At 69.3% G+C, this 11785-nt stretch carries 12 protein-coding genes; 5 read left to right on the forward strand and 7 right to left on the reverse strand.

Annotated elements, in window-relative coordinates; all coding sequences use genetic code 11:
- Window positions 1–151: 151 nt before the first annotated feature.
- A complete protein-coding gene (locus C6V83_RS06730; protein ID WP_105941741.1) occupies window positions 152–361 on the reverse strand; it encodes a hypothetical protein in 210 nt (69 codons plus the stop codon).
- Window positions 358–1692 (reverse strand): PspC domain-containing protein, encoded by a 1335-nt coding sequence (locus tag C6V83_RS06735; RefSeq protein WP_105941742.1) that lies wholly within the window; start codon window positions 1690–1692, stop codon window positions 358–360. Before C6V83_RS06735 ends, C6V83_RS06730 begins: the two co-directional genes overlap by 4 nt.
- Window positions 1693–1808: 116 nt before the next feature.
- Here C6V83_RS06735 and C6V83_RS06740 point away from each other — a divergent pair, with 116 nt between their 5' ends.
- Together C6V83_RS06740 and C6V83_RS06745 are read left to right on the forward strand one after the other, a co-directional pair.
- Complete coding sequence (locus tag C6V83_RS06740; RefSeq protein ID WP_105941743.1) at window positions 1809–3164, forward strand: ATP-binding protein; 1356 nt, start codon at window positions 1809–1811, stop codon at window positions 3162–3164.
- Window positions 3161–3817, forward strand: coding sequence for a response regulator (locus C6V83_RS06745; protein ID WP_105941744.1), 657 nt, complete (start codon window positions 3161–3163; stop codon window positions 3815–3817). The genes C6V83_RS06740 and C6V83_RS06745 overlap by 4 nt, the downstream gene beginning before the upstream one ends.
- Here C6V83_RS06745 and C6V83_RS18290 read toward each other — a convergent pair.
- Together C6V83_RS18290 and C6V83_RS06760 are read right to left on the reverse strand one after the other, a co-directional pair.
- Window positions 3783–4526 carry a hypothetical protein gene (locus C6V83_RS18290; RefSeq protein WP_159067460.1) on the reverse strand — a complete coding sequence of 248 codons (744 nt, stop codon included), beginning with the start codon at window positions 4524–4526 and terminating at the stop codon, window positions 3783–3785. The genes C6V83_RS06745 and C6V83_RS18290 overlap by 35 nt on opposite strands.
- A gap of 81 nt (window positions 4527–4607) precedes the next feature.
- Complete coding sequence (locus tag C6V83_RS06760; protein WP_105941747.1) at window positions 4608–5192, reverse strand: hypothetical protein; 585 nt, start codon at window positions 5190–5192, stop codon at window positions 4608–4610.
- 241 nt (window positions 5193–5433) lie between these two features.
- Between C6V83_RS06760 and C6V83_RS06765 the strand changes: the two genes are divergently transcribed.
- The 3 genes from C6V83_RS06765 to C6V83_RS06775 are packed head-to-tail and all read left to right on the forward strand — an operon-like array spanning window position 5434 to window position 9057.
- Window positions 5434–6186 (forward strand): hypothetical protein, encoded by a 753-nt coding sequence (locus C6V83_RS06765; protein ID WP_199832597.1) that lies wholly within the window; start codon window positions 5434–5436, stop codon window positions 6184–6186.
- Window positions 6183–7805: a DNA polymerase Y family protein gene (locus C6V83_RS06770; protein WP_105941748.1), complete on the forward strand. Its 1623-nt coding sequence runs from the start codon at window positions 6183–6185 to the stop codon at window positions 7803–7805. The genes C6V83_RS06765 and C6V83_RS06770 overlap by 4 nt, the downstream gene beginning before the upstream one ends.
- Window positions 7806–7824: 19 nt before the next feature.
- Entirely contained in the window at window positions 7825–9057 is a 1233-nt protein-coding gene (locus C6V83_RS06775) for a hypothetical protein (RefSeq protein ID WP_105941749.1), read from the forward strand.
- A gap of 83 nt (window positions 9058–9140) precedes the next feature.
- Here C6V83_RS06775 and C6V83_RS06780 read toward each other — a convergent pair whose 3' ends face one another.
- The 3 genes from C6V83_RS06780 to C6V83_RS06790 form a co-directional block, all read right to left on the reverse strand.
- On the reverse strand, window positions 9141–9677 hold the full coding sequence (locus tag C6V83_RS06780) for a hypothetical protein (protein ID WP_105941750.1): 537 nt from the start codon (window positions 9675–9677) through the stop codon (window positions 9141–9143).
- A 427-nt stretch (window positions 9678–10104) separates the two neighbouring features.
- A complete protein-coding gene (locus C6V83_RS06785; protein WP_234353907.1) occupies window positions 10105–11178 on the reverse strand; it encodes an alanine racemase in 1074 nt (357 codons plus the stop codon).
- An 85-nt stretch (window positions 11179–11263) separates the two neighbouring features.
- A complete protein-coding gene (locus tag C6V83_RS06790; protein ID WP_105941752.1) occupies window positions 11264–11629 on the reverse strand; it encodes a hypothetical protein in 366 nt (121 codons plus the stop codon).
- Window positions 11630–11785 lie beyond the last annotated feature (156 nt).

Below are 11785 nucleotides of genomic sequence, written 5' to 3' on the forward strand. Positions count from 1 at the left end.
CGACCGGAGCGTGTGGTCTCGATACGCCGACTCACTCCGTTCGCCGGCTACTCGACCAGCAAAAGGGGTCTCGATACGCCGACTCACTCCGTCTGCCGGTTACTCGACCAGCAAGTGGGGTCTCGACTTCGCTCGATCAGTGATGGGCGGGTCAGCGGGTGGTGCGGCGGAAACCACTCGCGATCAGGATGACGCCGGCGAGGGTGCCGACGCCGATCAGGATCCACGGCAGCAACTCCAGGTCGGGGAGGTCGGGCCCGCCGGTCAGGCCCCAGCCGGCGACCGCCAGGGCCAGCACACCGACGACGGCGAGGACGGGGGCGCGGCGCACCTCGGGCAGGTTGTCGGTCGGATCGGTCATCGCTTCATCTCCACATTCCCCATGCCCACGCGGGCGTTGATGGTGAGTACCGGTCCGTCTTCGCCGCCGCCGACGACTCCTTGCGGGCAGTCGTAGTTGCCGACGGTCACGTCGCACACCGCGCGGACCCGGACCTTCTCGGGCAATTGCACGCTGATCTCGCCGATGCTCTGGTTCAGGGTGATCGTCTTGTCCTCGTCGAGCGAGCCGAGTTCGCGCAGATCGAGCTGGATGTTGCCGATCGAGAGATCGTACTGTTCCTGCAGCTCGGACTGCTGCGTGACCTGATACTTGCGCTCACCGATCCCGCCCGCGGTCGGCCGCCAATCCGACGCCTGCACCAGGGTGGATACGACGACGATCCCGGCACCCAGCGCCGCGAGCCAGATCAGGCCGGTCGAGTGCGTGCCTTCCGGGCGGCGCTGGAACGCCGCGATCACCAGGCCGAGACCGAGGACGGCGAGCGACAGCGAAGCGATCCGCCCGACGGTGAACCACTCCGCACCGAGCAGGTGCGCCACGCTGCCGGCTGCTGCGGTCAGCACCGCCAGACCCAGGGTGATGGGGGTGAGCGGGGAGGACGGCACCTTGACCTCAGGCGGCTGGGGTGCGGGCGTCGGCTCGGGCAGGTCCCAGGCGAACGGTGCGACGCCGAGCGGATCCCAGGCCGGTGGCACCGGCTGATTGCGGTCGACCAGCGTGTCCGACGGGGACGTTGCCGCAACAGTGGGCGCGGTGCCCGCAGCCGGCGCATCGCTCGGCCGCTCCCCGGCGGCGTCCGGGGGTGCTGCACCCTCCGGATCTCCGGCACCGGTCGGCGCACTCGCATCGACGGGCACGACGACGGGGCCTGCCGCCGGATAGGGCGCCGTCCAGGCGGGATCGTCGTGCATCTTGCTGAGAGTGTCGGCGCTGGTCCCGGGCGGCGGGACCGGCGTGCGCTGATAAAGCAGCCACCAGCCGACCCCCAGCAGGATGGTGCCGGCCACCCCGCCGCCGCTCCATACGCCTCCGCCGCCGAAACTCGACACCAGCACGATCGCGATGATGCCCAGCAGCACCAGCTTTCCGAACGACATCCCGGCGACGTGGTCCGGTCGGGGAGTGCCGTCGGAACGTGTGCGGTCGGACGGCATCGCGACGACGGCCACCAGATAGGCGAGCACACCGCTGCCGCCGAACAGCGTCGCCACCACGAAAGCGACCCGGACCAGTGTCGGGTCGACGTTGTAGCGGGCGCCGATGCCGGAACAGACGCCTGCCACCTTGTGGCCCTTGCGGCGCCGGACCGGGCGCGTCGACCAGAGGTCGGACAGTGTCGAGGTGTTCATGACTCCATCCTGGCCGCGGCCGAACAGCGCGGGTATCGGGAAGCACCCTGAGATGTCCCCTGAACTCTGCCGCCGGACGGACTGATCGGGGTGCAGACGTGCCACTATCGAAAGTGATGAGAACACAGATCGCGCACGACGACGCGCAGGAGACGACGCCGAAGCTGGTGCGGCGTCACGGCGGCAAGGTGATCGCCGGGGTTGCCGGCGGCCTGGCCGACCACCTGGGCGTCGACGTCTTTCGCGTCCGCGTGGTCTTCGTGGTGCTCACCGCGCTCGCGGGTGCGGGAGCTTTCGCCTACGCCGCGCTCTGGTTCCTGTGCCCGGTCGGCACCGACACGCAGCGGCCGAGTCCGCGCGAACGGCGCCAGGCCTACGGGCTGGCCACGTTGGGCGTGATCGCGCTGATCACGAGCGCGGCGCTGGCCGCGAACGCGCCCGCGCAGCAGACGGTCGCGGTGATCTTCGTTCTCGGCGGCGCGGCACTGGTCTGGCGCGAGGTGGATGTGACCGGCGTCGGAACGGGGTCGCACCGATCCACGTTCACCTGGTTGCGACTGGTCCTGGGCGCGGTCCTGGTGATCGGCGGACTGGTGGTGATGGTCCTCGCCGGCGGCTCGGCTCTGGGCGGCATCAATTCCACGGTGCTCGCGGTTCTCGCCACCCTGGTCGGCGTCGTGCTGCTGACCGTGCCCCTTTGGATGCGGCTTCTGCGGGCGCTCGACGCCGAGCGCGCCGAGCGGATCCGCAACGCCGAACGCGAGGAGATCGCCTCGCATCTGCACGACTCCGTGCTGCAGACCCTCGCGCTGATCCAGAAGCAGTCCGGCGACCCGGAGACCGTCGCGCGGCTGGCCCGGCGCCAGGAGCGCGAACTGAGGACCTGGCTGTTCGGCGATCCGGCCCAGCGCCGGGAGTCGTTCGCCGCCGCGGTCTCCGCGCTCGCCGCGGAAGTGGAGGAGACGTACGGGACCGAGATCGAGGCGGTGACCGTCGGCGACACCACCCGGGAGGAGTTGCGCGACGAGACCTGGGCGCGGTCGGCCAGCGCGCTGGTCGCCGCCACCCGCGAAGCGCTCGTCAACGCGGCCAAGCATTCCGGCGCACAAAAGGTCGACGTGTACGCCGAGGTGCTCGACGACCAGGTGGAGGTCTTTGTCCGCGACCGCGGAAAGGGCTTCGACCCGGACCTGGTCGACGACGACCGGCAGGGGATCGCCAAGTCGATCCGGGCCCGGATGGAGCGGGCCGGCGGGACCGTCGAACTGCGCTCGGCGCCCGGGCGCGGCACCAATGTGACTCTCACACTCCCGCGGGCCTCGACGCTTCGGCAGGGCGAAGGCCGTCAGAGCACGGCCGGCGAGGCGGATGCGGCTGGCGAGGCGGATGCGGCTGGCGAGGCGGATGCGGCCGGCGGACCGGACTCGGCGCGAAACCAAGAACGGCATCAACAGCACGAGGAGGCTTCATGAGGTATCGGGTGTTCCTGGTCGACGACCACGCGGTCTTCCGGTCCGGTGTCCGCGCCGAGCTGGCGTCGGAGAACCACATGGAGGTGGTCGGGGACGCCGGCACCGTGCCCGAGGCGGTGGCCGGGATCGTCGAACAACGACCCGACGTCGTTCTGCTCGATGTGCACATGCCGGGCGGTGGTGGAGTGGCGGTGTTGCGCGGGGTGACCGATGCGCTGGGTTCGGACGCGCCGGTGTTCCTGGCGCTGTCGGTGTCGGACGCGGCCGCCGACGTGATCGCGACGATCCGGGCCGGCGCGCGCGGCTACGTGACCAAGACCATCAGCGGCGGTGAGCTGGCTGATGCGGTACGACGGGTCGCCGAGGGCGACGCCGTCTTCAGTCCGCGCCTGGCCGGGTTCGTGCTCGACTCGTTCACCGGACGCTCGCCGGTGCCCGAGCCGGCACTGGATCCCGAACTGGATTCGCTGACCAAGCGCGAGATGGAGGTGCTCCGGCTGCTCGCCCGCGGGTACACCTACCGGGAGATCGCCGAGGAGCTGTTCATCTCGGTCAAGACCGTCGAGACGCACGCATCGAACGTGCTGCGCAAGACGCAGCAGTCCAACCGGAACGCACTCACCCGCTGGGCGGTGAATCGCCAGATCGGGTGACCGGGGGCGCGTTCTCGGTCTCGTCCTCGTCTGCCTGGTCGTCTGAGGCGTGATCCTCGTCGTCGACTGAGCCGTCGGTCTCGTCCTCGTCGGTCTCGGAGCCTGCGGTGTCGCCGACTTCGCGGTCCTGGTCATCAGTGTCGTCTTCGACGGTGTCCGGGGTGTCGGGGTCCTGTGCGTCGGAGTCCGATGCGTCGGTGCGGGTGATGGTGATCCGCCAGCGCAGCGGACTCACGGTGAGCGCGGTGGCTCCGCACAGGAGGGTCAGTACGATCATCGCTCCGGCGCAGAAACTCAGGACCGGAACGTTGAGCAGGTCGTAGCCGCGGTCGAGGTAGGCGACGGCACCCACCTCACGGAGCAGGCCGCCCAGGAACCAGTCCGGATCAGTCAGCACGACGATGGGCACCGCCGCCCCGCCGGCCGAGCAGAGGGCGGCCAGCCAGAGCGCGGGCGCGGTGCCCTTGGTGCTCGATCGCAGCAGCGTGCAGGCCGCGAGGACGGCGACGGCGCACGCGGCGATGACGTACCAGCCGCGGGCCGCGGGGGCGAAGCCGGACTCGGCCAGTCCGGTGTCGGAGGTACGACCGATACCGTTCCAACCGATCCCGAGCCCGGGCAGGGAGAGCCACGGCAGCATGACGACGGTGGCGAGGCCGAAGACGGCGACCAGCGTGATCGCGGAGAAGTAGAGGCGGCGCAGCTGCATGCCTCGAATCTACTCGGCGGGGTTTGCGCGCCTTCCTGTCCCTACTGTCGCGTATCCGGGACGAGAAGCGGGGGTGGAGGGCTAGTCGGATCGTTCTGACCTCGGGGTTTCTGATTCTGGTGGGTCGGTTGACGTCACAGTAGGGACACGCTTGACCTGCACCGCGGCGGCGACACACGCGGCGGAAGTCAGGAACAGGACGACGATGAGCGCGATCAGGGTGCCGCTCTGCATGATCTGAGAGACGATCCCGGAGTAGTGATCGAGTCGGAGGATCGCTTCGCTGTCTGTGGCGCGGAACGGTCCCTCTAGGAATACGGCGGGATCGGCCAGGACGGTGATCGGGACTGCGGCGGCGACTGAGGTGCAGAGCGCAGCGACCCAGCGAAGCGGACCCGCTGGTCCGGCGAGGGCGGGGACCGCGGTGGCAGCGGCGGCCAGGAGCGCGACCACACAGGCGAGAAGAACCCACAACCCCAGCGGGGCGACGGACAGGTCGTCGAGAGATCCGGAGGAGACGTCCTGACCGAGATACTCGGCCCTGCCGAATCCGTTCCATGCGAAGTCGAACCCGACGTCCCGGCCGTCTGCCCAGGGGAAATTCGTGAGGGCGAGGGCCACGATCGACAGGAGGGCGATCACCGCGGCATAGATCCGTTGTTGCACCCGGTGGAATCTACCTCTGAGAGCCGTGACCTGGGCCGTTGACGGCTGTCAGAGCCCGTCGCTACTATCTCGAACATAAGTTCTATAGCGGTATCTTCCCTGCCGCCGGAACGAGTGGCAACCGGCCGAACGGCCGCCAGGTGAGGGGAAGCGCATGCCGGATCGGGATCAGTCCGTTCACTCGGATGGGGGGAGGGTAGACGAGGCCGCAGACAGTGGTGTCGCCGGCAGGGACGGTGCAGTGAAGACTGCCACCGTGGCGGAGTTGCGGCGCAGACTGGCGACGATGTCGCTGGGCGCTTCGGTCGGTGGCACCGGCTGGAACCCGCAGGTGCTGCCGGTGCCCGAGCCGCTCGCGGAACTGCTTCCACGGCGGGGGCTGACTCCGGGCGGGGTGGTCGCGGTGAGCGGTGCGATGACGCTGCCGGTGGCATTGCTGGCGGCAGCCACCGCCTCGGGCGCCACCGCGGCGCTGGTGGGGCTGCCGCAGCTGAATCTGGCGATGGCGGCGGACTTGGGCGCCGATCTGGACCGGATTGCGGTGATCGGTCCGGATTCGGCGGGCTTGAACGACTGCGATCGGCAGTGGGATCGTCTGGAAGTGGCCGGAGTGCTGCTCGACGGGATCGATCTGGTGCTGGTCGGGGTCGAGCATGTCACTCCGTCGCGCGCGCGGGTGCTGGCCGGTCGTGCACGACGACAAGGCGCGACGCTGCTCGCCGTCGGTCCGCCCGACGCGTGGCCGGGCGCCGGGGTGCGCATGCACGCGCAGATCGCCGGGTACCGGCATCTTCCGCTGCGGCGCAACGGGTACGGCCGGATCGGCGGACTGCAGGTGGACGTCCGGGCGGCCGGCAGCGGGATCTCCCCGCGCGGAGTCCGCTGCGAACTCGTCGTGCCCGGAATGGGGGAGGAAGGGGCTCTGCGGCTGGTCGGTGTCGAGCCGGAGGGCGGTCGTATCGCGACTCCGAATCGTCTGCGGGTGGCGAATTGAACGGGCGCGGTGGGAAGAGCAGTGCGCGGGTGCTCGCGCTGTGGTGTCCGGACTGGCCGGCGACGGCTGCCGCCCGGGGACTGAAGGTCGCGCCGACCGAGCCGATCGCGGTGCTCGCGAGTGGAAAGGTGATCGCCTGTTCGCGGGCGGCCCGGCAGACCGGAGTCCGGCGCGGCATGCGCAAGCGTCAGGCGCAGGCGGCGTGTCCAGGCCTGGTGGTGGCCCCCGACGATCCGAATCGGGACGGGCGTCTCTTCGACCCGGTGGTGACGGCGGTGACCGGCGTCGTGCCGATGACCGAGGTGCTGCGCCCCGGGCTGCTGGCGGTGGCTGCTGATCGGGCGGCGCGCTACTTCGGCGGCGAACCGGAGTTGGCCGAAGCGGTGATCACGGCGGTCGAAGGGCTCGACGTGGTTGCGCGGGTCGGGCTGGCCGACCAGTTGTTCACCGCGGTGCTGGCCGCGCGTTCGGGACTGGTGATTCCGCCGGGAGAAGGCCGGGCGTTTCTGTCCGGACGACCGATCGCCGATCTGGCGCTCGAGCCCTCGTTCTCCGCGCCGGGGCGGGAGGATCTGGTGAACCTGCTGTGGCGCTTGGGGATCCGTACACTCGGGGCGTTCTCCGAGCTCGACGTCGCCGACGTGGCTTCCCGGTTCTCCGCCGACGGCGTCGTCGCACATCGGCTGGCCGGGGCCGAGCCTGGGCGACGTCCGTCGCGCGCTCCCATCCCGCTCGGATTAGCGGTGGAGCACGAGTGCGAGCCGCCGGTGGACCGCATCGACACGGCGGCCTTTCTGGGACGCCGTCTTGCCGAAGAACTGCATCGTCGGCTGTCCTCGGCGTCTCTCGCGTGTACCCGGTTGACCGTGCACGCGGTCACCGAGAGCGGCCAGCGGTGCTCGAGGACCTGGCGCTGTGCTGAGCCGCTCACCCCGGCGGCCACGGCCGACCGGATCCGCTGGCAGTTGGAAGGGTGGCTCACGTCGGCGGGATCGGCCGTCGACGCTCCGGACTCGCCGCTCGTGCGGCTGTTGCTGGAACCGACCGAACTGGTGAATCCCAGTGCTCTGCAGCATGCGCTGACCGGGGCCGGGCTGCCTGCGGACACCGGCGCCGGAGTCTTGGGTGACAGGGCGCGTCGGTGCCTGATCCGGGTGCAGGGGTTGCTCGGTGGTGATGCGGTCCGGGTCCCGGTGCGCAGCGGCGGCCGGGGACCTGCCGAGCGGGTGTCGCTGGTGACCTACGGAGACGAGTCGGTGCCGGAGCGCTCACCCCGCGCCGCGTGGCCCGACGCCCTGGCTCGGCCGGTCCCGTCCCTGCTGTCCAGCGGGGAGGCCGAACTGCTCGGCGCCGACGGCGGCCCGGTCGCGGTGACTCCACGCGGTGCGTTCAGCGCAGAACCCGTCGAGATCAGACTGGGCCGTGCCGTGCACCCGATCGGATGGTGGGCAGGACCGTGGCCGTTCGGTCTCGACGGCCCCGGTGGATTCGCCTGTCCCCGCGTGGATGCGGTGAAGGCGCGCGCGCAGGTGCTGCTCGATTCGACGACTGGTCCGGCCCGTGCCCTGCTGCTTTGTTACCGAGACGCCCGCTGGAATATCGAAGGAGTGTATGAGTGAAGGCGTGTATGGATAGGGCATGCCGCGCTATGACAGGGTCCGATTCATCGGCTATGCCGTCCCGACGACACCCGCGGACATCGTGCCGGTCGGGGACCCGAACGGCGCAGGAAACGTCGCCGGCACCTACCGCGCGGCTCCGGATCTCGAAGCCGACGTCTATGGCCGCGCGCAGACCCTGAAAGCCGCCGTCGACACTGCGCGGGCAGCGCTGCCGACCGGTGACGGGGTGCTCAACGTCTTTCTCGCGCCGGAGTTCTACTGGCACGGGCCGATGGGGCCGTACATGCACGGTCCCGGAGATCCTGACCCTGCCGACGTCATCCTGGACGAACTGCAGAAGCACTTTCCGGTAGATGAGTATCCCGACTTCCTGCTGGTCCTGGGCACCGCCATCTCGGCGGAGGTCGCCGATCTCGGCGCGGTGATGCGGCAGTCCTCGACCATTGTGAGCAACGATGTCGTGCGGGCGCTCGGGGAAGGCTGGCAACAGGCAGACGGGCCGCTGGCCGTGGTGGTCTTCGATGCGCTGGTGAACTTCATCAAGAACTGTCATGCGTACGCACAGGTCGAAGTGCGCAATCGCGCGATCATCCTGGGCCCGGCCGAGTTCGACGGCGTCGAGGTCGGGCTCGGGGTCCGGGCGATCACCACCGAGAAATACTTCGTCTCCAACGAGGACCTGCTCCTGTGGGATGTCACGGGCAAGCCCGTCATTACCGAACAGATGAGCGCCTACCCGATCCTGGACACGTCCGGCGGCGACTTCAAGTTCGAGCCGCGCGACCCGTACGCCATCTTCCGGGTGGCCGGGTCGGATCCGGTCACGGTCGGTGTGGAGATCTGTCTGGACCACTCCGATCACCGGATGCGCAAGAGCGTCGACCGCAGTCCGTGGCCCGCCCGGGGCGACGGGCTGGACCTGCATCTGATCCCCTCGTGCGGCATGCAACTGCATCGGCCGTCGGTCGCCGCGCGCGCCGGGGGATGGGCGTTCAACTGCGACGGTCAGTACGCCCTCGGGGATCCGAACAGGCCGGCACTGCTCAGCACGGCACGCTCCGCGCGTGTACTGCTCCTTTGCCGACTACGTGGCCGCAGCCGACTCTGCCTACGGAGCGCACACGCAGCTCGCCCGGATCACGACTGCTCCGCAGGGATCGAACGTTCGGGCGGTCGGCGCTCACGATGCCGGATTCGACGCCGCGCTGGAAGTTCAGGTCATGGTGCTCCCGGTGGCGCCGGTACCTGATTTCGACGGATTCTTCGCCGGCGGCCCGGGCGCCCTCCATCTCTATGGAGTCGACGAGCCGCTCCCGATCCGATCGTGAGGACTCAGCCGGCGAGATCGTCCGGGCCGATCTCCGGATCGAACCCGGAGGTCACCGGCTGAGCGCTTTCCAGACGGGTGCGGAACCGGCCGTCGTGCAATTCGGCGGCGGCCTCGGCGATCACCTGTCGTGTCGACGACCCGCCGCTCGCGAACCTCTTGTCGACCAGCACGTCGCCGATCCGCACGTCGATGCACCAAGGCACGAGCCCGGCGGCGCGCGCCGCCAGGACCGCCGGGGTCGCCAGCAGCGCCGACAAACCGGAGAGCAGGTAGGCCGCGGTCAGCGCGATCGGCAGTAAGAAGGCCGCTGCGATGTAGTCCGGCAGATTCAGCATGGTGTCCAACCATCCGGCTCCGCCCTCGTCGTCTGTCTGGTCGGGCTTCAGTTCGGATTCGGGTTCCGGGACCGGGTCCGGCATGCGTTGATCGATCCAGTGCACCGAGCCGGTCAGTCCGGTGGTGCCCCAGACCGGCCGCCAGGCGAGAAGTCGCCGCCGCACCGTCCAGCGTTCGCCCCTGGCGGTTCGTCCGGTCTGCATGAGCGCCGATCCTACTGAAACGGCACTTCCGCCCCGTCAAGGCCGGTTCCCTCGACACCCTCCAAACATGAGAGGGAAAATTTGTACATTTACGATCATGTGTTCGAACGGTGAGTGATGTCACAATAGGTCATGACTACTTCAGAGCGCTGTGTGGGTCAACTTCACTGTGGCCGTCCCGACCGCACCGGCAGGTCCCCGCCGCCATGAGCTGTTCTCGCGCTGCGCCACGTCATCGCCGTGAAGGCCCGATGACGTCAGTATCGCTCCGGTCGCCGACCGTTGTCCCGACCGGACAGCCACGACGCCGAGTGCAGCACTGTAGGCCCCGATCCCGGTCACCGGAAGGGCAGCTCTCTCCGTTCAGGGGAGGGTGCACGTTTTTTGACAAGTTCATATCGGGACCGCGATCGCACCGGGTCTGTTGTCAGCGGTTGGCGCCGCGGCCGATGATCGGCCAGTGTTCGGTGCCGTGGGCAGTGTCGGCGACGAGCTCGTCGGTCAGGTTCACCGCGGTGCAGACGTGGTTCGGAATCGCACGCACGAGCTCGCCGAGGCCTGGAAGTGTCGTGCCGGAGGGGTGTTCGACGACGGCATGATGTTCGGACAGGGACACGATCCGCGCATCCGGGTAGTCGAGCAGCCGGCCGAAGCCGGTGGTCCACGGCGGCCGATCGGCACCGAGTGTCTTGCTCCCGGCATCGAGGACCGCTCTTCGCCGTCGTGCATCCACGCTCACCACGGTGGCCATCGCGACGAGGGCGATCTGGCCGGCGTCGCACGAGCCGAGCTCCCATTGCTGTGCGTCGTTGAAGGGGTACACGCCGGGGCGGATCTCGGTGAGTCCTGCGGCGTCGGCGAACGCCACCGTCGGCGTCGACCCGCCGCTGATCACCCGGGGATCGATTCTGCTGCGGCGCAGGGATTCCGCTGCCTCGGACAGCGACTCGGCCTCCTGGCGCGCGGCCTCGGAGCGGGCCGGGCCGGGACCGTAGCCGTGGCCGGGAAAGGTGAAGACGCCGATCGTCTGCAGCCCGCCGTCGCGGGCTGCAGCGGCGATCTCGCCGGCCTCGTCGGGTGCCACTCCGGTCCTGTGCATCCCGGAGTCGATCTCGATCAGGACCTCGACCGGGGCGCCTCGCAGACCTGCGGCGAGACGCCGCGCGCCGTCGACGGAGTCGACGCCGACCCGCAGCGCGCAACGGCTGGCCAGAGCCCGCAAGCGGTCGGCCTTCGTGGGCGAGAGCCAGAGGGGGTACGCGATGAACAGGTCGGTGAAGCCTGCGTCGGCGAAGGCCTCGGCCTCGGCGATCGTCGCGACCGTGAGCCCCGCCGCGCCGGCGTCGATCTGGCGTTGCGCCACCTGTGTGCACTTGTGAGTCTTGGCGTGCGGCCGCAGCTGCAGTCCCTGTGTGGCGGCCCAGCCGGCCAGTCTCTCGATGTTGCGTCGGAGCCGGTCGTCGTCGACCAGTAGGTACGGCGTGTCGTCGCGCTCCTGCACGCGTCCAGCGTTCCACACTCCGGTGCGGCGTGCCGCTGCTGATCTCCGGCTCGATGCCGGGCCGGTAGATCGGCCGCGCTGCGAGCTACTCGCCGAACGCCGATCGGACGATCTCGCCGACCCTGACTGCGGTCGCTTCATCGAACTCGTTCAGGTACCAGGCACACGGAAGCAGTGCGTCGGTCGCGGCCGGATCGCGCTGGACCTGTGCTTTCTCGGTGAGCCCGAAGGTCATCAGTTCGTCGTCGAGCCGGAAGAACACGATCACGGGGGTGCTGCGCCCGGTGGCGTAGCCGGGCATTCCGTACCAGAGTCGCGGCTTGAGTTTGGGCCCGGCGGACAGGATCGCCTCGTGCAGGCGGCGGCCGATGGAGCGGTAGGGCTCGGGCATGGAGTCGATCTTGTCGACGACGGCCTGCTGCTCTTTGGTGGCCTTGTCGGTGGTAGCCATGATTCTGGCCCTTTCATTCGCGCCGCTGTCGCGGCATGGATACGACAATCCGCCCGCCGGTGACGGGTGGATCGCACTATCTCCATTGCGGACATGTCCTGCCGGAGCCGGTAGTCCCCTCCGCGAATGTGTCAGGTGAGCACTTCACCATCGAGA

The sequence above is a fragment of the Gordonia iterans genome, assembly GCF_002993285.1.
Lineage (GTDB): Bacteria > Actinomycetota > Actinomycetes > Mycobacteriales > Mycobacteriaceae > Gordonia > Gordonia iterans.

Excerpts from the sequence above, each read along its gene's own strand:
- C6V83_RS06730 (WP_105941741.1), bottom strand. The coding sequence starts at position 361 with ATGACCGATCCGACCGACAACCTGCCCGAGGTGCGCCGCGCCCCCGTC.
- C6V83_RS06735 (WP_105941742.1), bottom strand. The coding sequence starts at position 1,692 with ATGAACACCTCGACACTGTCCGACCTCTGGTCGACGCGCCCGGTCCGG.
- C6V83_RS06740 (WP_105941743.1), top strand. The coding sequence starts at position 1,809 with ATGAGAACACAGATCGCGCACGACGACGCGCAGGAGACGACGCCGAAG.
- C6V83_RS06745 (WP_105941744.1), top strand. The coding sequence starts at position 3,161 with ATGAGGTATCGGGTGTTCCTGGTCGACGACCACGCGGTCTTCCGGTCC.
- C6V83_RS18290 (WP_159067460.1), bottom strand. The coding sequence starts at position 4,526 with ATGCAGCTGCGCCGCCTCTACTTCTCCGCGATCACGCTGGTCGCCGTC.
- C6V83_RS06775 (WP_105941749.1), top strand. The coding sequence starts at position 7,825 with ATGCCGCGCTATGACAGGGTCCGATTCATCGGCTATGCCGTCCCGACG.
- C6V83_RS06780 (WP_105941750.1), bottom strand. The coding sequence starts at position 9,677 with ATGCAGACCGGACGAACCGCCAGGGGCGAACGCTGGACGGTGCGGCGG.
- C6V83_RS06790 (WP_105941752.1), bottom strand. The coding sequence starts at position 11,629 with ATGGCTACCACCGACAAGGCCACCAAAGAGCAGCAGGCCGTCGTCGAC.